Origin of the sequence: Streptococcus sp. CCH8-C6, assembly GCF_001557225.1 — a bacterium.
GTDB lineage: Bacteria > Bacillota > Bacilli > Lactobacillales > Streptococcaceae > Streptococcus > Streptococcus sanguinis_C.
Genome location: NZ_LSJN01000061.1, coordinates 62,787 through 83,462 on the forward strand (window position 1 = coordinate 62,787; position 20,676 = coordinate 83,462).

The following is a 20,676-nucleotide window of genomic DNA, read 5'->3' on the forward strand; positions in this document are numbered from 1 at the left end:
AAGTCTGTTCTTTATTTTTACAACTTCTTCTTGAGCTCGGCCACTGCTGCCATGACTTCCAGGGGAGTCATATTGTAGATGTCCAAGTCTCGGAGTTCAGTCAGGATTGGATTTTCCGTTCCTTCTGCGAAAAGAGACATCTGCTCCGCCACTTGTAACCGTTTTTGTCTGGATTCGGTAGGAAGCTCTGAGCCTAGTCCTGTATCCTGACTCTCCAAATGACTCAAAATGCTATCCGCCCGCTCCAGTAATTTCTCAGGAAGTCCGGCAATCTTCGCCACATGGATTCCGTAGGACTTGTCAGCCGGACCCGGCTCAATCTTATGCAGGAAAGTCACCTGCCCGTCCTTTTCCAAGGTTGCCACATGGACATTTTCCAAATGCTCCAAGCTATCCTCTAAGGCTGTCAGCTCATGATAGTGAGTGGCAAAGAGGGTCTTGGCTCCAGTATAATGATGAATATGCTCGATAATAGCCTGAGCCAGCGCCATCCCATCGTAAGTCGCCGTCCCGCGCCCCAGCTCATCAAAGAGAATGAGCGAACGCTCGCTGGCCTGCCGAATGGCCCGATTGGCCTCCATCATCTCCACCATAAAGGTGGACTGGCCGGACACCAGATCATCCGCCGCACCGATGCGAGTGAAAATCGCATCAAATATTGGCAGACTGGCAGACTGAGCGGGCACATAAGAGCCCATCTGTGCCATAATAACGATGATAGCCAGCTGGCGCATATAAGTTGATTTCCCGCTCATATTAGGCCCGGTAATCAGCTGAATGTTCGTTTCCTGGTCCAGCAGAATACTATTTGGAATGTAGCTTTGGGCTCCCATAACCTTTTCCACAACAGCATGCCGACCTTTTTCAATCTGCAGACGGCGCTCCTCAGTAAAGACAGGGCGCACCAAATGCAGTTGTTCTGCCACGGCAGCAAAGCTCTGTAGGACATCTACAGCTGCCAGCGTTTGTGCCAAGGCCTGCAAGCGCTGGATGTATTTGCCTGCTTCCTCGCGAATCCGCATGAAAATCTCGTATTCCAAATTAGCAGATTTTTCACGCGCCTCCAGCATCTCTCCCTCAATCCGGGCCAGCTCCTCCGTTCCGAAACGCTCCGAATTTTTCAGGGTCGCCTTGCGAAAGAAATGACTAGGCACATGAGCCAGTTGGGAATTGGTCACGTGGAAATAGTAACCATCTTTTTTATTGTAATCAATCTTCAGATTGCTGATGCCGCTCTTAGCACGTTCTTTGACTTCCAGCTCTGCAATCCATCCAGTCCCCTCCCTCAGCACAAGCCGATACTGATCCAGGGTCTCATCAAAGCCTGTCCGAATGATATTGCCCTCGGTGATGATATGAGGTGCATCCGGCGAAATAGCTGAGCTAATCAAGCCCGCCAACTCTGGAATAGGATCTAAGCCCTCAATCAAACGAGCTAGATGCGGGCTGCCGATTCCTTGCAAGATAACCTTAATCTGAGGCACATTGCCCAATGTAGCTGCTAGCTGCAGCAGATCCTTGGGATTAGTCTTGCCAAAAGAAACCCGACTAGCCAGCCGCTCGATATCGTAGACTCCCTTGAGGCTCTCCGTCAAATCACTCCGCTCAAAGAAATGATCCAGAAAAACCTCAACGACATTCTGTCGCTGGCTAATCCGCGCTTCATCAATCAGCGGACGCTGGATCCAAGAGCGCAGCATGCGGCCACCCATGGCCGTCTTAGTCTCGTCCATCAGCCAATAAAGACTGCCGTGCTTCTTACCCGAGCGAGCATTTTCTGTCAAATCCAGACTCGCCTTGGTGGCATAGTCCATTTGCAGAAAGTCCTTGATTTCATAATGCTGGGCCTTCTTCAAATGGCTGAGCTCCCTCATCTGGGTCCGGTGCACATACTCCAGCAATTTCCCCGCTGCCTGACGCTCCATAGGAGACAGCTCCTCGCCCAGCAGCTGAACATCGTCCAAAGCTGTCTGTACATAGGATAATAAGAGGTTCATTTGTCCAGCCAAGACCTGCTCCTCAGCTTCTGGCAAGGCATAGCCCAGCACCACTTCCCTAGCTTTCAAATTGCGGATTTCCCCGCAGACCAAGGCAAAGTCCTCTAGACTGGTCACCTGAAACTCACCGGTCACCAAGTCCATATAAGCCAGACCATAGAGACCGTCTGAGTAATCCAAAGCCACCAGAAAGTTATTCGCAGAGTCCGGCTTACTGGAATCCACTACTGTCCCCGGCGTGATAACCTGAACGACCTCCCGCTTAACAACGCCCTTGGCTTCCTTGGGATCTTCCATCTGCTCTGCAATCGCTACCTTATAGCCTGATTCGACCAAAACATCAATATACTGCTGAGCCGAATGATAGGGAACTCCGGCCATGGGAATAGGATTTTCTGCATTTTTATTGCGGCTGGTGAGGGAAATCTCTAAAATCTGGGCGGCATTGACCGCATCATCATAAAACAACTCATAGAAATCCCCCATCCGAAAGAGCAAGAAAGCATCTGGATAGTCCTTTTTGATATCCAAATACTGCTGCATGCCTGGCGATAACTTTTCTACTGCCATCTCTATCCTTTCTAAAAACAAACGAGGTCAGGACTTCTGTCTCAAACCTCTCCATTTTTCCTGAAAAAACTGTGACTCTTACATCACTTCCTGTATTTGATCTTCAATCTCCTGAGCAGCTGCCTGATCCCGGCAAACCACTAAAAGAGTATTGGCACCCGCAACGGTTCCCAGAATGCGGCTATCGAACGAGCTATCCACGACATTGGCTAGCACTGTTGCCTCTCCCAGACCAGTGCGAAGAACCAGACTAAACTCTGCCCTGGCCACACTCTCCACATGCTTGGCTAAAAACTCTATAAAATCAATTTCTTCAGTCTCATGCGCCAAAACATAATAAGTCAGCCCCTTCTTCTTAACTTTAGTCAGGCCGATTTCACGGAGGTCACGCGACAGGGTAGTCTGCGTTACATAAATCCCTTGCGCTTCCAGACGATCCTGAATCTCCTTTTGCGTTCCTAGCTTTTCTTCCTTAATCATCGTTTTGACTAACTGATGACGGTCATTCTTTCTCATTTTTACCTCATTATTGAATAATTAGAAGCTGCATTCATGAAGGGCACTTCATCCGATTAAAGGCTGCTTCTCCATCAATCTAGGCAAAGATTTGCAGGAATACTGAGAATAAACAAAAAACTTTAACCAAGAGTGTCAGGGAAGGAAGCATTTAGATGGAAAACTCACCTATAAATACAGGTTCTTATCCCTCTTATTATATCAGAAAAATTCCTATTAGCCCAAAAATTATTCCCAAAAAAATTGAAGATTCCTTGAAAAATGTGATAAAATAATAACAAAAGACACAAAGGAGCAAATATGGATAACAAACAGTTGATTGCCGGCGAATTGGCCAAGGTTATTGACAGCCTTGATCAAGACGCTATTTTAAATTTATTGGAGCAGCCAAAGAGCTCTGAACTTGGCGATATCGCCTTCCCAGCCTTTTCTCTGGCAAAGACTGAGCGCAAAGCTCCTCAAATCATCGCTGCTGATATCGCTGAAAAGATTGACACAGCGCATTTTGATAAAGTCGTTGCGACTGGTCCTTATGTCAACTTTTTCCTCAGCAAGGCTGAAATTTCTGGCCAAGTCATCAAAGAAGTCATCAAAGACGGAGCTGACTACGGCCAGCAAAACGAAGGAAACAATCAGAATATCACCATTGACCTGTCCAGCCCAAACATTGCCAAGCCTTTCTCAGTCGGCCACTTGCGCTCTACTGTTATCGGTGATGCTCTTTCCAACATCTTCCGCAAGATTGGCTACAACACCATCAAAATAAACCACTTGGGAGACTGGGGCAAACAGTTTGGCCTCTTGATGGTAGCTTATAAGAAGTGGGGAAGCCAGGAAGCTGTTGAAGCCAACCCAATCGACGAGCTCCTCAAACTCTACGTGCGTATCAATGCCGAGATTGAAAACGACCCATCTCTGGATGAAGAAGGCCGCCTTTGGTTCAAGAAACTGGAAGATGGCGACCCAGAAGCAACTGAGCTCTGGCAATGGTTCCGCGATGAAAGTCTGACAGAATTCAACCGTATCTACGAACTCCTAGGTGTCGAATTTGACAGCCTAAACGGCGAAGCCTTCTACAATGACAAGATGGATGAAGGGATTCAAATCCTCGAAGACAAGGGTCTCCTGCAGGAATCAAAAGGAGCTAGCATTGTAGACTTGGAAGACTTTAACCTTCCGCCTGCTATGATTAAAAAATCAGACGGCGCTACCCTCTACATTACACGGGATATCGCAACAGCCATCTACCGGGCTCGCACTTACAACTTTGTCAAAAATGTCTATGTTGTAGGTCAAGAGCAGGCCAACCACTTCAGACAGCTCAAGGCCGTTCTGAAAAAGATGGGCTTTGACTGGAGCGATGACATGATTCACGTTGACTTCGGACTGGTGACTAAGAACCGTCAAAAACTGTCTACACGTAAAGGAAACATCATCCTCCTCGAACCAACTCTGCTGGAAGCTATCAGCCGGGCTAAGAGCCAGATTGAAGCTAAAAACCCAGATTTGGAAGACAAGGAAGCTGTTGCTCGTGCAGTTGGGGTAGGAGCAGTTAAGTTCTACGACCTCAAAACTGACCGCCGCAATGGTTACGACTTTGATCTGGAAGCTATGGTTTCCTTCGAGGGAGAAACAGGCCCTTACATCCAGTATGCCTATGCTCGTATCCAGTCTATCCTGCGCAAGGCGAACTTCCAGCCTGATGCAGAGGCTACGTACAGCCTGAACGATCCAGAAAGCTGGGAAATTATCAAGCTGCTTCAAGACTTCGGTCGCGTTGTCAAGCGTGCTGCTGATAACTATGAGCCATCTCTGATTGCCAAATACGCTATCAGTCTGGCTCAAGCCTTTAACAAATACTATGCGCACACACGGATTCTGGACGAAAGCCCTGAGCGTGACAGCCGTCTGGCTCTCAGCTACTCAACAGCTGTTGTCCTCAAAGAAGCTCTGCGTCTGCTGGGAGTAGAAGCCCCAGAAAAGATGTAAGCTTGATTTAGAACATCAAAAAACGAAAACCTCACTGGTTTTCGTTTTTTTCAATGTGATAGAGCTCCTCAATAATTCCTGCAACCTTCTTAATGTCTCCCAACATGCCACGCATTTCAAAATCAGCCAAAACCGGAAATCCGAAGCGCTCTGAATATTGCTTGGCTGTCAGACAGTATTGGTTGTTAAAGTTACGATTGCCACTGCCAATGACGCCCAGGCACTTGCTGGCATTCTGACCATAGGCAATAAAGTCCCCCACATCGGTTGTCAGAATTTCTACATCACCATTGTCCACACCATTGCCGCCCTCCAAATAAGTCGGCAGAAAAGCTACGAAAGGATTGTCCATTTCAAAAAAGGGCTGCCCTTCCTTTACCATGTCTTTGATATGAATCTTCTCTACTTCTAGGCTTGGATGCTGCTCCAGCAAATAGTCTGTCAGCCGTCGGACAAAACTCTCTGTATTGCCGCTCAAGCTGATGTAAACCAAGGAAACCTTTGTCATTTTATTCTCCATTCTAAAAAATAACAGATATTGCTTCTTAAAATTGTAAGCACTTATCTGTTATTTGTCAAATTTTATTCGTTTGCAGCTAGTTCCGCTTTTTCAGCCTCTTTTTGCTGCTGGATTAGCTTAAAGACGACGATTGAAAGATAAATTAAACTGATAATAAAGCCCAGCACTGTTCCTAAAAGAAGGCTGTTTGAATGCGTTGCAATGTTTTCAGGGCTTGTAAATACCTTGCCAACAATTCCTTTCGATGAAATATAGACGTAAACTTGAGATAACAAACTGACTAGTATATAAACGATATAGCTAATATTAGCCATCTGCAGATTTTTTCTAACCAAAAAGACGATAGATGCTATTAACAGAGCCGTCATAACGAAAAAAATCATCATATTCATTCCATTACGAAGAAATTCAAAATAAAGTTTATTAAACTGATTTGTCTGATCACTCAATTCTTTTGAGAAACCGATTTGTGTATAATCTACCTCAGAAAATTTAGAGAAAAAACGGCTCCATACTCCTAGTAAAGTTCCGATTGCTGACAAGACCAGCAAAACATAAAGATAAATTGGTTTCTTTTTCATGAACGCCTCCTGTAAAGAAATATTTTCACTTATTATACACCGAAAAGAAAAAGCTGACAAGACCGATTGACTTACACCTTTTCAGAAGCCTACACAATAGCAAAATCCTTATTCATATCTTCGATTAAAAAATCAAAGCCGAAACACTGCTGTCTCGGCTTTTTTGATTTAAAGATATTAGCTGTTCAAGTGCCATACTTCTTCTTCGTATTGAGCGATAGTACGGTCAGATGAGAAGAAGCCAGCTTTAGCGATATTGACGATGACTTTGTCCATCCAAGCATCGCGATCTTCGTAGTCCGCCAACATGCGCTCTTTCACTTGGATATAGTCTTCTAGATCCAGCAGGGTCATGAACCAGTCCTTGCTGATCAGTTCATTGTAAAGACGTTCCAAGCGTTCAGCTTTACCGACTGCCAAGACTTCATCGCTGACGATAAAGTCAACCAATGGCTTGATAGCTTCGCGCGCATAGTACTCACTAGACTTGTAAGCAGATTTTGCGTAGAGGTCAATAACAGTCTCAGAATCTTCACCGAAGATGTAGATGTTGTCTTCGCCGACCAACTCTGCAATCTCAACGTTCGCTCCGTCCATAGTACCAAGAGTCAAAGCACCGTTAAGCATGAACTTCATGTTACCAGTACCAGATGCTTCCTTAGAAGCCAGGGAAATCTGCTCAGAAATGTTACCAGCTGCAATCAAGAAGCTAGACGCTGTAACATTGTAGTTTTCTACCATAACTACTTGCAGGTGTGGAGCCACTTGAGGGTCATTAGCAATCACTTCTGACAAGCAAAGGATGAGGTGGATGATGTCCTGTGCAATTGTGTAAGCAGGAGCAGCCTTACCACCGAAGAAGACAGTAATTGGACGAGCAGGGATGTTACCAGCCTTGATATCCAGATACTTGTGGATAACGTACAGAGCGTTCATTTGTTGGCGCTTGTACTCATGCAGACGCTTGATTTGGATATCAAAGATAGATTCTGGATTGATTTCCACACCTTGGGCTTCCTTCAAGTGACGAGCCAATTTACGTTTGTTGTGAGCCTTGATACCTTCCAATTTTTCTTTAACATTTGCAGCGCCAGTGAATTCCAACAAGCCTTCGAGCTTAGTTGCATCATGGTGCCAGTCGCGGCCCAGCAACTCATCTAGATAATGAGACAGACGTGGGTTGGCATGCATGAGCCAGCGGCGGAAAGTAATACCGTTGGTCTTGTTATTGAATTTTTCAGGGTAGATATCGTAGAAGGCTTTAAGCTCAGAGTTTTTCAGGATTTCTGTATGCAGAGCAGCAACACCATTGACACTGTATCCGTAGTGGATATCCATGTGAGCCATGTGCACACGATCGTCTTCATCAATGATTTGCACTGCTGGATCTGCGTATTTAGCTTTCACGCGCTTGTCAAGCTCTTTGATGATTGGTACCAGATGCGGCACTACTTCTTTCAAGAATTCCAGAGGCCATTTTTCAAGAGCTTCTGCCAGAATCGTGTGGTTCGTATAAGCAGTCATCTTCTGTACGATGGCAATTGCTTCATCCAGATCCAAACCACGTTCAGTCAAGAGACGAATCATTTCTGGGATAACCAGAGATGGGTGGGTATCATTGATTTGGATGACAGCATAGTCTGCCAAGTCGTGCAGGTTGCTGCCTTTTTCAATCGCTTCGTCAATAATCAGCTGAGCACCATTTGAAACCATGAAGTACTGTTGGAAGATACGGAGCAATTCCCCTTGCTTGTCACTATCATCTGGATAGAGGAAGAGGGTCAAGTTGCGGGCAATATCTGTCTTATCAAAGTCAATACCGTCTGTGATGATATCCGCATCCACTGAGTCCAAATCAAAGAGACGAAGACGGTTCTTAGTTTCTGTCTTGTAGCCTGGCACATCAATATCATAAAGAGTAGATGTCAAAGTGAAGTGAGCAAATGGCACTTGGTAGCTGCGGCTAGAGCGAACCAACCAGTTTTGCTCAGTCAGCCAGAAGTTAGGAATTGTTGTCTGTTCGTTGTTTTTCAAAACCTGTTGGAAGAGACCAAAGTGGTAGTTCAGTCCTACACCATCACCATTAAGACCCAAGGTCGCAATAGAGTCTAAGAAGCAGGCAGCCAAACGTCCCAAACCTCCGTTACCCAGAGACGGCTCCAACTCAACTTCTTCTACCTCGATCAAGTCTTTACCAGCATCTGCCAATTCTTGCTTCACATCATCGTAAAGTCCAAGGTTGATCAAGTTGTTAGACAAGAGTTTACCAATCAGGAATTCAGCTGAGATGTAGTAGAGTTTTTTCTTACCAGTGTTGACCGGCTTTTGAGCGCTGGCTAATTTAGTGTAGTTTAAAAGAGCCAGATAGAGTTCTTCGTTGCTGCAATCAGCAAGATTTTTTGAATAAGTATTTTTGATATAAGTTTGTAAGTTTGACATGATTACTCCTTTCAAGTCTAGTTAGCTGTTCTTTATTTGTTAATTAAATCGGTATTCATACGACGGTAAGTCTTGGTCAAGCTGTAAAGCTCACCTTCGACGATTGGATTCAGCTCTTCAGCTGTCATCCGCCAAGTCCAGTTGCCACCAATTGTGGATGGATAGTTCATCCGTGCTGCACTGTCTAATTCCAGCAAGTCTTGCATGGTCGCAATGGCCATAAAGCTGACTGAAGCAAAGATTGTACGCAGCATTGCATGAGGTACTGTTTCGTACTCCTTACGGTTGGTGTACTGTGCCATGTACTGGCGAGTAGCGTCGTCAATCTCATCCTTGTACCAGCCCAAAACAGTATTGTTATCATGGGTTCCTGTATACATGACTGAGTTGTTTGGCGCCAGATGCGGGCTGTCGATGCTTTCATCATCAGGATTGAAGGCGAATTGCAAGATCTTCATTCCTGGGAAACCAGTGCGCTCGCGCAGCTCGATCACTTCGTCCGTCATAAAGCCCAGATCTTCTGCGATGATATTCAAATCACCCAAGGCTTCCTTAACCGCTGCAAAGAGCTTGTAGTCTGGACCTTTGACCCACTTACCAGAAGCAGATGTTTCTGAGCCAGCAGGTACTTCCCAGTAAGACTCAAAGCCGCGGAAGTGGTCGATACGAACAATGTCGTAAATCTTGAAGCTTTCACGCAGGCGTTCAATCCACCAAGCATAACCATCCTTATCCATAGCTTCCCAGTCATAGATAGGATTGCCCCAAAGCTGACCAGTTTCTGAAAATTCATCTGGCGGACAGCCTGCCACACAAGTCGGCTTACCAACAGCATCTGTCTTAAAGAAGTGCGGCTGTGCCCACACATCAGCACTATCAGCTGCCACATAGATTGGCATATCTCCGACAATCTCGATGTGATGTTCATTAGCATAGGCTTTTAATCTTAACCACTGCTTAAAGAAGAGATACTGGGTTACACGATGGTAGGCCAGCTTGTCAGCCAGATTCTCACGGTATGAAGCGAGACTAGCAGCCTCACGGCGACGAATAGCTTCATCCGGCCACTCTGTCCAAGCTAGATTATCAAAATGTTCCTTGATAGCCATGTACTCAGCGAAAACTTCCAACCAAGCTGCATTTTGCTCTACAAAGCTCTCATAGTCAGACAGATCGTCTGCTTTCAAGAAGCGAGCTACTGCTTTTTCCATGATTGGACGGCGAGCGTCAAAAATCTTTGCATAATCCACTTTTCTAGGATCATCTCCAAAATCAGCTCCCTTGACATCTGCCTCGTTCAGCAGTCCTTCTTCTATCAGAATATCAAAATCGATAAAGTAGGTATTCCCCGCGAAAGCAGAGAAAGACTGATAAGGAGAATCACCATAACTGGTCGTTCCCAGTGGCAAAATCTGCCAATAGCGCTGCTTGGTGCGAACCAAGAAGTCTACAAAATCATAAGCACTTTGGCCAAAAGATCCGATACCGTACTTGCCCGGAAGGGATGAAATGTGCATGAGCACACCGCTTTGACGTTTTTTCATTTTGTCACCTCGTTATTTTTCCTCTACGCCTTTTCATTTTTACTTAATGCAAACGTTTGCGTCGACTTGATTATAACCTATTTTTTTTTTTAGTGCAAGGGGTTTTTGAGATTTTTTTCAATTTATTGATTAATGGATATAATGCTCTTTTAGGACTCTCCTACTGCCCCAATTGTTTACCGTTTTTCTCTTCTTGCAAGCGTTCTCTTTTTGTGTTAAAATGTTCTTACAAACAGAAAACGTTTGCGTTTGTGGAGAATCCGCCTCATACTTGCTTTTTTGACCACAATAGTTAGGCAAAATCACTGTCGCTGCCAGCTATTTTCGGCACAGGTTTGCATTCCTTATAGAAAGCGAGTGGCTCTACTAGTTTTCAAATAGTTCATGTTATCGTAAGGATTTCCAGCAAATGCAGGCCTTTAGGAGGTTTTTATGCGAGTTACTATCAAAGAAGTCGCAAAACTAGCAGGCGTGTCGCCCTCTACTGTGACCCGTGTCGTGCAAAACAAATCAACCATTAGTGAAGAAACCAAAAAACGGGTCCGTGCTGCTATGAAGGAACTGGACTATCATCCCAATCTCAATGCCAGAAGTCTGGTCAGTCAATCCAGCCAGGTCATCGGCTTGGTCCTACCGGACGACTCAGATGTCTTCTATCAAAACCCTTTCTTCCCAACTGTATTGCGGGGGATTTCTCAAATCGCTTCTGACTATGACTATGCCATCCAGATCAGCACTGGGCAAGATGAAGAGCACCGCTTGGAAAATCTGAAGCAGATGATTTTAGGCAAGCGAGTAGACGGACTAGTCTTCCTTTATTCTAAGCAGGACGATCCTTTGGTCGACTTTGCAGTTAGAAACAACTTCCCCTTCCTAATCCTAGGGAAAGCTGTCTCACCTTTCATCTCTCTGGTGGACAATGACAATATCAAGGCTGGCTATGACGCGACCAGATATTTCCTTGACAAGGGCTATCAGAAAATTGCCTTTCTAGCCGGGAATAAGGAGCTGGTCGTTTCTCAGGATCGTTACACAGGCTACAAACAAGCTCTGAATGAAGCAGACCGACCTTTGGATGAACGCATTATCAAATTTGCCTTCGGTTTCCTTCTGGAAGACAACAGTTACAAGATTATGGAGGAGCTGCCGCTGGATGAGATTGAAGCTATCGTAACCTCTGATACCTTGGTAGCAGAAGGAGCCCTGCACTATCTCAAAGATCAGGACTACCAGATTCCCATTATCACCTTTGACTCTCTCAAACCGCGCATTGATGTAGATGCTTATATCGATATCAATGCCCTCGAGCTTGGGAAAGAGTCTTTCCGGACCCTCTTCCAAATCATCAAGGACAATAAAGAAGACAAGCAAATCTGCTATCGCCAGCTGATTCCGCATAGCATCAGCACTCGCTAATCCGAGTGCTTTTGCTCATTTATCAACGATTCACAGAACGGCATTGTCCCAACCCAAGGAAGAGCCTAAACTCAAAATAATTACCCGAAGAGAAACTGACAAAGAAAGAGGAAAAACATGGCCTTTCGTATTTTTCAAGCCTATTTAGATGACGAAAACATCATCACCATCGAACTGGAAAAGAGCTTTGAAGCCTACTCCATCCACTTTACACTGGAAGACAAGCACAGCTCTAGCCCCTTAACCATCAAAAACATCAACAATCAGGAAGAGCGAATTATCTACACCGTGTCGGCTAATGAGCCCATTGACCTGACGCAGTCCTACAAGGTCTATGACCAAGACCGCAATCATACCGACCTGCAGTACCGCCATATCGTGAAAAAGCCTATTTTCGATGAGATTTTTGACTATGCAGGCGACGATTTGGGAGCTCGATACAGTCCCCAAGCCACCGACTTCAGATTCTGGGCACCTATTTCTGAAAAAGTCCTCCTGCATCTGAAAGACCAGGTTCACCATCTCAAGCGTCTGGATAAGGGAGTCTGGCATACCCGCATTGAAGGAGATTTAGAGGGAGCCTCCTATTCTTATCTCCATAAGATCAATGGCAAGTGGGTAGAAGTCCATGATCCCTACGCCCTATCCTCAGATGTTAATTCGGGCAACAGCTATATCATTGATTTAGAAAAGATTAAAAAGCCTATCAAACGAGCGAAAACACAGCTGGATCCGACAGAAGCCGTCATTTATGAAATGAGCGTCCGCGATTTCTCTATGCAGAAAGAAGCTGGCTTCTCCTATCCTGGGAAGTTTGCCTCGCTGAGCGAATCACCAGTCGTCCACGGCCAGAAGTTCGGTTTGGACTATCTGAAAGAGCTAGGCATCAGCCACGTGCAACTTATGCCTGTCTATGACTTTGGCAGCGTTGATGAAAAGCATTCAGAGCTCGTCTACAACTGGGGCTACGATCCTGTCCAGTACAATGTCCCAGACGGCAGTTTTGCCAGCGATCCGCGAGACCCTTATGCACGCATCTTAGAGCTGCAGTCAGCCATTTCTGCCTACCACAATGCTGATATCAGCGTCATCATGGACGTGGTCTACAATCATGTCTATGATGCCAACAGCTATGCTTTTGAAAAAATCGTTCCCGGCTATTTTTTCCGGCTCAATGATATGGGCTACCGGACCAACGGGACCTTCTGCGGCAATGATGTAGCCAGTGAGAAGGCCATGGTTCGCCGCTATATCAAGCAGTCGGTCAAGCAATGGGTCAGGCTCTATGGCTTTGACGGTTTCCGCTTTGACCTGATGGGGATTTTAGATATCCAAACCATGCAGCAAATAGCTGACGAGCTCAAGGCACTCTATCCTAACATCTATCTCTACGGTGAAGGCTGGCAAATGGATACTGGACTGGCAAGTGAGCGTTTGGCCCATCAGTACAATGCTACCCAACTGCCAGATTATGGGTTCTTCAGCGACCATTTTCGTGACAGTCTCAAGCAGACCATCGCTCAAGGCCGGCAAATCGAGAGCAAGACGCCTGCCAGTCAGATTGAGAATGTCCTGACAGCCAATATTGGTCTAAAAGGCGAGGCCCACTTCACCGCGCCCCAGCAGGCTATTAATTATGTCGAGTGCCATGATAATGCAACGGTTTTTGATTACTTTGATATCGTCAACCCTGCTATCACCTTGCGGGATCGGCTGGCCAATTCGCGGTTGGCTCTCCAACTCGTCCTGCTGGCTCAAGGTGTTCCCTTTATCCACAGCAGTCAGGAATTTTTCCGGACTAAAAATCTGATTGACAACACCTACAATATGCCTGACGAAATCAATAAACTAGACTGGCTGCGCTCCCTGCATTACACAGAGGATATTGCTTTTGTTAAACAGCTGATTGCTTTTCGCAGAGCACATCCGCTGCTGCATCTAAAGACTAGCGTCGCCATCAAGCAAGCCTGTCAGGTCAATTGGCTGACAGACAGTTTATTGGAGTACAAGATTCAAGACAGCAAAGAAAGTATGACAATCGTCATCAACTTTGGCAACCAAGAGGCTGTCTATGAAAACAAAAACAAGCAAAGATTACATCTCAAGTATCCAGCCATTGATGCCCAAAAACCAATCGCACCACTAGCTGACAGTTACAGCCTAGCTGGCAAGCAGTTGATTGTGTTAAAATAGATTATAAAACATCAGCCAATGAATAAGCTGATGTTTTCGTTTTTTATAATCCCAAATAATCCTCGACTGCTACCTGCATTTGGTCTGCAGCGACTGTCGTTTTGTGGCGCACTGGGGCTGTTTCTAAGCCATCCACAGCTGGTGGAAGGGCTACGCCAGAAAGTTCGTGCAGTTGGTCCAAAGCTTCAAAGTCACCAAGTCCTGTTTGGCCAGTCACAGCTTCAACGGCCACAACTGGGAATTTATAGGGACTAGCGGTAGACGCGATAACAGTCTTGCGCTGATCACCTGTCTCTGCCAGATATTTTTGATAGACAGCAGACGCAACGGCAGTATGAGGGTCTTCGATGTAGTCAGATGCTTGATAGACCCGCTTGATTTCAGTTGCTGTTTCTTCTTCTGTCGCATAATCAGCCGCAAAGAGCTCTAAAATCCCAGCGTCAAAGTCCGTCAGTTCATACTGTCCATGCTCATTCAGGGCCGCCATCAAGGCCGCTGTTTTCTCAGCGCTGTTACCAGACAGATGGAAAATCAAGCGCTCCAAGTTAGAGGAAACCAGAATATCCATGGACGGACTAGACGTCACCTTGAAGCTCCGCTTCTTGTCATAAACCTGAGTCTTGAAGAAGTCCGTCAGGACATTGTTCTCATTTGATGCGCAAATCAGCTTGCCAACCGGCAGACCGATTTGCTTGGCATAGTAGGCCGCCAAGATATTACCAAAGTTCCCTGTCGGAACGGTAAAGTTGACCTTGTCTCCTGCTGTGATTTCTCCTGTCTTCACTAGCTGAGCATAAGCATAGACATAGTAAACAATCTGCGGCACCAAACGGCCGATATTCATGGAATTAGCTGATGAAAACTGCAGTTTGTGCTCCAAGAGACGAGCTCGTAGGGCTGTGTCGTTAAACATGTGCTTGACATTGGTCTGGGCATCGTCAAAGTTGCCGTCAATGGCCACCACATGCGTATTGGCACCTGTCTGTGTCGTCATTTGCAGCTCTTGGACCTTGCTGACACCATCTTTCGGATAAAAGACGATAATCTCAGTCCCAGGAACGTCCGCAAAGCCTGCCATAGCCGCCTTGCCTGTATCGCCAGAAGTTGCTGTCAAAATGACAATTTTGTTTTCCAAGCCGTGCTTTTTGGCTGCGGTTGTCATCAGATGAGGCAGGATAGACAAAGCCATATCCTTGAAGGCAATGGTCGCTCCGTGGAAAAGCTCTAGATTGTACTGACCATCCAGCTTGACCAAGGGAGCAATCGCCGCATCATCAAACTTGCTGTCATAGGCATGGTTGATACAGTAGTCCAGCTCTGCTTCAGAAAAATCGTCCAAAAATGCAGACAAAACCAGCTTGGCTACTTCCTGATAAGAAGCGTCTTTGAGCTTGGCAAAGTCCAAATCGACCTGCGGACAGGTAATGGGCGTAAAGAGACCGCCGTCTGTCGCCAAACCTTGCAGAATCGCCTGGCTAGCTGTTACTCTATTCTTTTCGTCGCGTGTTGATTGATAAACTAAGGTCATTCTCTCTCATCCTTTATCTGTAGTTCGCTTTATTATACCAAAATTTATCAGAAAATTCTCGCTTTTTCACAGAGAATATAAGAAAAAGCCCATTTCTGGGCTTGTTTTCATCTTATTCATTCATAGATACGTGAACGTGGTCGTAATGGTTTTCAGTTACACTACCACGGTCTGGCATTTGGTTCCAAGTATTAGCTGGTCCATAAATACTTTCAAATGGTGCATAGAACTGTTGCTGCCAGATAACGTAAGAGATGCCTCTTTCAGTCATGTTAGAAGTAACATCGGCTGCGACCTGGTTTCCTAATTCAGTATTGTCACCAACGATAAAGTCAGCTGCCAAGCCCTTACCATGGTCACCACTATCACCTGGGCGGTAAAGACTAAATTCTGTAATGCCATATTTAGCTGCTATTTCTTCTTTCAAAGCTGCAGTTTGTGGCTGAAGACCTTCATTAGCAGGATTGTTAGTTGTCACGCTAGCAGCATCTGTTACAGCTGGAGCATTGTAAGTTGTTGGCTCAACAGCGGCAGTTGCTTGACTGACTTGGTCTTGGCCTAATTTAGTAGCTTCTGGAGCCGCCTCTGCTGGAGCTGCTGGACTTGCAGCAACTACTGGCTGCGGTGCTGCTTCTACAGGAGCGGCTGCATTTGCTTCCGCAGCTGGGGCTGCTTCACTTGCAACTTCTGCTACTGGTGCAGGAGCTGCTTCAGCAGGCGCTGGTGCTTGATCTGCTGGAGCCGCAACAGCTTCCTCAACAGCCGGAGCTGGAGTTTCTGCTGCTTGAGTCGGTGCCGCTGGTGCGGCTTCTTCAGTACCAAAAATCTCGCTAGCCGTATAATCTTCTGTTACCAATCCTGCATTATTTCCTGCTTGGTAGCTTTGGATTTCTACAGAGGCAATTTCATTGTGGCCATTTGTCGTAATAGTCAAAACAGTACCTGGGAAAATCAAGTCAGCATTGGCAATTTGGTTGATTTTAGCCAAGTCAACAAGATCAATGTTCATCGCTTGAGCGATATTTCCCAAAGTGTCACCATATTGAACAGTGTACGTTTGTTGGTTTTCATTACTTGTAATATCTGCTTTGATTTGCTCAACTGTTCTGGCAGTCCAATTTTGTGGCTGCTCCTCAGCTCGCGTTGTCAACAAAGGCAATGCTGACAAAGCAACAGTTGAAGCCAAAAGTAATTTCTTATTCATTTTCATATGCAAAATGCACCTTCCTAATCATTCATGATACGAAAACCATCTTACCATAAATCTTCTAAGAAAAAAGCCTTTTTCGACCTATTTAACAAAACTGTCTGACCTCTGTAATATGGAGATTTGTTTGTAACATATAAAAAATTGTAGCAAGCAAAAGAACCCCATTTAGAGAGGTTCTGTTTCTTTTGGGCTTATTTGAATTTTTTCTACTCTGGTGAACTAAACCCGACCTAAGCTCTGGGCAAAAAAGATAAAATCTCCTAGAAGCTATCGCTTCTTCGTCTATTTTCCTATTTTTGCTGTGAGCTCTTAACGGTCTTGGTATCTTATTTCACCTTCATCATTCGGACGAGGCTGGCCCGTTCAGCTTCTTCCAGCTTCATTTCGATGTAGTAGATGGTTTCTTTGAGGTCAGGGATGGTAGCATACTCTAGTCCGTTGACTCGACGGCGGGTTTTCTCGATTTCATCCGCCATGAGCTGGCAGTTTTTTTCAATCTCAGCCAGTCGCAGCAGGTCAGGAAGCAGATCGCTCATGCTTTCAATGGTTTCATCCATCTGGCTGTTAGACGCCACATAGCTATAAACCACGTCTCCCTCGTCATCAGTATGCGGATTGTCAATATGGGTGTACATCTTGGGCACGCGCACACTCATGATATTCTCAGTCTCCACATGCAGATTGACCTCCCGCGTGGGCACAGCAAAAATCTCCTCGACCATGAGGTCACTCTCCAGCGCCTTGGCCATGACAAAATCCTGCAGATGACCGACCAGAGCGGATTCGACCTTTTGGCGGAGCTGATTATTCTCACGGACAGACTCAATGAAGCGCCGCATCAGCTCATCCCGCTTGTCCTTGAGCAATTTATGCCCACGGACAGCCGTTTTGAGACGGGCTTTTAAGTTATTCAGCTCCATCCGAGTCGGCTTGACATTGAGTCGCGTCATCTTTCTTCCTCCTTGGTCTGCGGCAGGTATTGGTCAATCATATCGTCCTTGATCCGCTTAAGCTCCGTTCTAGGTAAGATGGACAGGAGTTCCCAGCCCAGATCCAAGCTTTCCTCGATGGTTCGGTTGGTCTGGAAACCTTGATTAATGTACTCCTGCTCAAAGCGGTCGGTAAAGCGTACATAGAGCTTGTCCGTTTCGGACAGGGCGGATTCCCCCAGAACGACAGCCAGCTCCTTGGCCTGCTTGCCTTGCGCATAGGCTGCAAATAGCTGGTTCATAGTTGCGGCATGGTCTCCTCTGGTCTTGCCCTCACCTGACCCCTTGTCCTTGAGACGAGACAGAGAAGGCAGGACATTGATGGGCGGACGATAGCCACTGTTGTAAAGGTCGCGTGAAAGGATAATCTGACCTTCCGTAATATAACCCGTCAAGTCTGGAATCGGATGGGTAATGTCATCCTCTGGCATGGACAGGATCGGAATCTGCGTCACCGAGCCTTTCTTGCCGACCAGACGTCCAGCCCGCTCATAAAGGGTGGATAGGTTAGTATAGAGGTAACCCGGATACCCACGACGGCCCGGCACCTCACGACGAGCTGCGGAAACTTCCCGCAGGGCTTCACAGTAGTTGGTCATGTCAGTCATGATGACCAGAACGTGCATGTCCTTTTCATAAGCTAGGTACTCGGCTGCTGTCAGGGCAATCCGCGGCGTTGCAATCCGCTCGATAGCCGGATCATTAGCCAGATTGATAAAGAGCACCGAGCGGTCAATGGCTCCCGTCTCCCGGAGGTCATTCATGAAGAACTCGGCTTCTTCAAAGGTAATACCCATGGCCGCAAAGACCACGGCGAAGTTTTCATCAGAGTTGAGCACAGTTGCCTGACGGGCGATTTGAGCAGCTAATTCCTTGTGGGGCAGACCAGAGCCAGAAAATACTGGCAATTTTTGTCCCCGAACCAAGGTATTGAGGTGGTCGATGGCCGAAATTCCAGTCTGAATAAACTCATCCGGATAATCGCGAGCTACTGGATTGATGGCTTGACCGTCAATATCCAGATATTTTTCTGGCAAAATAGCTGGGCCGCCATCAATTGGCTTGCCCATTCCATTGAAAATCCGTCCCACCATGTCTTCTGACACTGGCAGCTCTAGCGGTCGACCGGTAAAGCGGACCTTGGCTTTTTCCAGATTGATACCGCTTGATCCCTCAAAAAGCTGGACCATAGCCTTGTCTTCTTGGACTTCCAGAACCTGGCCCTGACGCTTGCTGCCGTCATGCAGCTGGATTTCTACCAATTCATTGAAATGCACGCCAGCGACTTGGTCGACAATCATCAGAGGGCCGACAACTTCACTGACGGTGCGGTATTCTTTAATGACGCTCATTGTCTAGTCCTCCTTGGGCAAGAATCTGATGCAGGGTTTCCTCGATAGTCTGACTGAGAGCCTGAATTTTTTCCAACTGATCTTCATGGATAAACTTACTGCGGGCAATTCGGTCACGCAGCTCCACTGTTCCTTCCATGATTTCCCGGAAATAAGCCCCCAGCTCCAAGGCACGATTGGCCTCCGCATCGAAGGTCAGGATATTGCTCAATAAAGCCACCTGCTTTTTGAAAGAAGTATAGGTGTCAACATCATCAAAGGCATTCTGCTGCAGGTAGTCCTCGCGGATCATCTTGGCTGCATTCATGGTCAGCCGGTCCTTCTCAGACAAGGAATCCAAGCCAACCAAACGCACGATTTCCTGCAGTTCGCTTTCCTTTTGCAGGATATTCATGGCCTTGGTGACCTTTTCCGCCCAAGCAATCTTCTCATGCTGGTCGATATATGCTCCCACTTCGTCTAAGTAGAGTGAGTAAGAGCTCAGCCAGTTGATAGCTGGGAAATGCCGGCGTTGAGCCAGCTGGGCATCCAAGCCCCAGAATACCTTGACAATCCGCAGGGTATTTTGCGTCACCGGCTCAGAAATATCTCCACCTGGAGGTGATACGGCTCCGATAGCGGTTATAGAGCCTTCGCGTGCAGTCGAACCGAGTGTTTTGACTCGGCCAGCCCGCTCGTAATACTCAGCAATCCGGCTGCCAAGATAGGCTGGATAGCCTTCGTCACCTGGCATTTCTTCCAGACGGCCGGACATTTCCCGCAGGGCTTCTGCCCAGCGAGAGGTGGAGTCCGCCATGATGGCCACGGAATAACCCATGTCACGGAAGTATTCTGCGATCGTAATCCCTGTGTAAATCGACGCTTCCCGAGCCGCCACCGGCATATTGGAGGTGTTGGCAATCAGCACCGTCCGCTGCATGATGGACTGGCCAGTTGATGGGTCAATCAGTTCTGGAAATTCATTGAGTACGTCGGTCATCTCATTGCCACGCTCGCCGCAGCCGACATAGATAACGATGTCAACATTGGCAAACTTGGCCACCTGGTGCTGAACGACAGTCTTACCAGCCCCGAAAGGTCCTGGTACGGCTGCTGCTCCGCCCTTGGTCACTGGGAAGAAGGTATCAATGACCCGCTGACCTGTCACCAAAGGCTCAACCGGAATCAGCTTCTGAGCAAAAGGACGCCCACGACGGACCGGCCATTTTTGCATCAGAGTCCCTTTAAAGACAGACCCATCCGCTTGCTCAATCTCGTAAACAGTTTCTTCAACAGTGAAACTGCCAGCCGAGATATTGGTCAAACGTCCACTGACGCCTACCGGCACCATGATGCGGTGCTCCACCAGATTGGTCTCCTGCACCGTTCCCAGAATATCGCCTGCCTCAACCGCATCTCCGACAGACAGACTTGGAACAAAATCCCACTTAGCCTCTCGGTCTAGATTTGGCAGTTGGACACCGCGGACGAGGAAGTCGCTCTCCGTGATGGTCTGGAAGCGCTCCAAAGGCCGCTGAATCCCGTCAAACATCTGAGAAATCAGACCTGGACCCAGCTCAACGGACAGAGGACTTCCCGTCGTAATGACCGGCTCTCCCGGCCCCAAGCCAGAAGTTTCTTCATAAACCTGAATAGAGGCTTGGTCCCGCCGCATTTCAATAATTTCACCGATCAGCCCCAAATCGCCAACCCGGCAGATATCCTGAATATTCGCTTCCTGCATCCCTGATGCCAGCACCAGAGGACCAGAAACTTTGATAATCTTTCCTTGACTCACAATCTTCCTCCATTCTTGGGAGATTTTTCTTGCTTCTCCATGAAAATCAAAGAGC

Annotated in this window: 14 protein-coding genes; 3 read left to right on the forward strand and 11 right to left on the reverse strand. The window is 46.8% G+C overall.

Translation table 11 applies throughout. From position 1 onward, the window contains the following. Positions 1–17: 17 nt before the first annotated feature. Together mutS and argR are read right to left on the reverse strand one after the other, a co-directional pair. A complete protein-coding gene (gene mutS / locus AX677_RS06065; protein ID WP_060976504.1) occupies positions 18–2,567 on the reverse strand; it encodes a DNA mismatch repair protein MutS in 2,550 nt (849 codons plus the stop codon). A gap of 78 nt (positions 2,568–2,645) precedes the next feature. Continuing rightward, a complete protein-coding gene (argR, locus tag AX677_RS06070) occupies positions 2,646–3,083 on the reverse strand; it encodes an arginine repressor (RefSeq protein ID WP_060976505.1) in 438 nt (145 codons plus the stop codon). Positions 3,084–3,383: 300 nt separating this feature from the next. Here argR and argS point away from each other — a divergent pair, with 300 nt between their 5' ends. Next, positions 3,384–5,072, forward strand: a complete 1,689-nt coding sequence (argS, locus tag AX677_RS06075) for an arginine--tRNA ligase (protein WP_048773722.1) — start codon at positions 3,384–3,386, stop codon at positions 5,070–5,072. A gap of 31 nt (positions 5,073–5,103) precedes the next feature. On the opposite strand, the gene nrdI is transcribed toward argS, so the two are convergent. The 4 genes from nrdI to malQ all read right to left on the reverse strand — a co-directional run bounded on the left by nrdI (position 5,104) and on the right by malQ (position 10,156). Beyond that, positions 5,104–5,592, reverse strand: a complete 489-nt coding sequence (gene nrdI / locus AX677_RS06080; protein WP_060976506.1) for a class Ib ribonucleoside-diphosphate reductase assembly flavoprotein NrdI — start codon at positions 5,590–5,592, stop codon at positions 5,104–5,106. 62 nt (positions 5,593–5,654) lie between these two features. Further along, positions 5,655–6,173 (reverse strand): hypothetical protein, encoded by a 519-nt coding sequence (locus AX677_RS06085; protein ID WP_002902015.1) that lies wholly within the window; start codon positions 6,171–6,173, stop codon positions 5,655–5,657. Positions 6,174–6,350: 177 nt separating this feature from the next. Beyond that, entirely contained in the window at positions 6,351–8,612 is a 2,262-nt protein-coding gene (glgP, locus tag AX677_RS06090) for a glycogen/starch/alpha-glucan family phosphorylase (protein ID WP_060976507.1), read from the reverse strand. Positions 8,613–8,644: 32 nt separating this feature from the next. Continuing rightward, the gene (gene malQ, locus AX677_RS06095; RefSeq protein WP_060976508.1) at positions 8,645–10,156 is read right to left on the reverse strand and encodes a 4-alpha-glucanotransferase; all 1,512 of its coding nucleotides are present in this window, start codon (positions 10,154–10,156) and stop codon (positions 8,645–8,647) included. A gap of 432 nt (positions 10,157–10,588) precedes the next feature. Here malQ and AX677_RS06100 point away from each other — a divergent pair, with 432 nt between their 5' ends. Both AX677_RS06100 and pulA read left to right on the forward strand, forming a co-directional pair. After that, positions 10,589–11,572 (forward strand): LacI family DNA-binding transcriptional regulator, encoded by a 984-nt coding sequence (locus AX677_RS06100; protein ID WP_060976509.1) that lies wholly within the window; start codon positions 10,589–10,591, stop codon positions 11,570–11,572. Positions 11,573–11,689: 117 nt separating this feature from the next. Continuing rightward, entirely contained in the window at positions 11,690–13,765 is a 2,076-nt protein-coding gene (gene pulA / locus AX677_RS06105; RefSeq protein ID WP_060976510.1) for a type I pullulanase, read from the forward strand. Between the two features lie 43 nt (positions 13,766–13,808). Here the strand turns inward: pulA and thrC are convergent, their stop codons facing one another. The 5 genes from thrC to AX677_RS06130 all read right to left on the reverse strand — a co-directional run bounded on the left by thrC (position 13,809) and on the right by AX677_RS06130 (position 20,621). Then, positions 13,809–15,293 carry a threonine synthase gene (gene thrC / locus AX677_RS06110; RefSeq protein WP_060976511.1) on the reverse strand — a complete coding sequence of 495 codons (1,485 nt, stop codon included), beginning with the start codon at positions 15,291–15,293 and terminating at the stop codon, positions 13,809–13,811. Positions 15,294–15,405: 112 nt separating this feature from the next. After that, entirely contained in the window at positions 15,406–16,503 is a 1,098-nt protein-coding gene (locus AX677_RS06115; RefSeq protein WP_060976512.1) for a LysM domain-containing protein, read from the reverse strand. Positions 16,504–16,829: 326 nt separating this feature from the next. Further along, complete coding sequence (locus AX677_RS06120) at positions 16,830–17,453, reverse strand: V-type ATP synthase subunit D (RefSeq protein WP_060976513.1); 624 nt, start codon at positions 17,451–17,453, stop codon at positions 16,830–16,832. Continuing rightward, a complete protein-coding gene (locus tag AX677_RS06125; protein ID WP_002902006.1) occupies positions 17,450–18,844 on the reverse strand; it encodes a V-type ATP synthase subunit B in 1,395 nt (464 codons plus the stop codon). Before AX677_RS06125 ends, AX677_RS06120 begins: the two co-directional genes overlap by 4 nt. Further along, complete coding sequence (locus AX677_RS06130; RefSeq protein WP_060976514.1) at positions 18,831–20,621, reverse strand: V-type ATP synthase subunit A; 1,791 nt, start codon at positions 20,619–20,621, stop codon at positions 18,831–18,833. Before AX677_RS06130 ends, AX677_RS06125 begins: the two co-directional genes overlap by 14 nt. Positions 20,622–20,676 lie beyond the last annotated feature (55 nt).

Excerpts from the sequence above, each read along its gene's own strand:
- argS (WP_048773722.1), top strand. The coding sequence starts at position 3,384 with ATGGATAACAAACAGTTGATTGCCGGCGAATTGGCCAAGGTTATTGAC.
- AX677_RS06100 (WP_060976509.1), top strand. The coding sequence starts at position 10,589 with ATGCGAGTTACTATCAAAGAAGTCGCAAAACTAGCAGGCGTGTCGCCC.
- glgP (WP_060976507.1), bottom strand. The coding sequence starts at position 8,612 with ATGTCAAACTTACAAACTTATATCAAAAATACTTATTCAAAAAATCTT.
- AX677_RS06125 (WP_002902006.1), bottom strand. The coding sequence starts at position 18,844 with ATGAGCGTCATTAAAGAATACCGCACCGTCAGTGAAGTTGTCGGCCCT.
- AX677_RS06085 (WP_002902015.1), bottom strand. The coding sequence starts at position 6,173 with ATGAAAAAGAAACCAATTTATCTTTATGTTTTGCTGGTCTTGTCAGCA.
- AX677_RS06120 (WP_060976513.1), bottom strand. The coding sequence starts at position 17,453 with ATGACGCGACTCAATGTCAAGCCGACTCGGATGGAGCTGAATAACTTA.
- nrdI (WP_060976506.1), bottom strand. The coding sequence starts at position 5,592 with ATGGAGAATAAAATGACAAAGGTTTCCTTGGTTTACATCAGCTTGAGC.
- pulA (WP_060976510.1), top strand. The coding sequence starts at position 11,690 with ATGGCCTTTCGTATTTTTCAAGCCTATTTAGATGACGAAAACATCATC.
- mutS (WP_060976504.1), bottom strand. The coding sequence starts at position 2,567 with ATGGCAGTAGAAAAGTTATCGCCAGGCATGCAGCAGTATTTGGATATC.
- malQ (WP_060976508.1), bottom strand. The coding sequence starts at position 10,156 with ATGAAAAAACGTCAAAGCGGTGTGCTCATGCACATTTCATCCCTTCCG.
- AX677_RS06115 (WP_060976512.1), bottom strand. The coding sequence starts at position 16,503 with ATGAAAATGAATAAGAAATTACTTTTGGCTTCAACTGTTGCTTTGTCA.
- argR (WP_060976505.1), bottom strand. The coding sequence starts at position 3,083 with ATGAGAAAGAATGACCGTCATCAGTTAGTCAAAACGATGATTAAGGAA.
- thrC (WP_060976511.1), bottom strand. The coding sequence starts at position 15,293 with ATGACCTTAGTTTATCAATCAACACGCGACGAAAAGAATAGAGTAACA.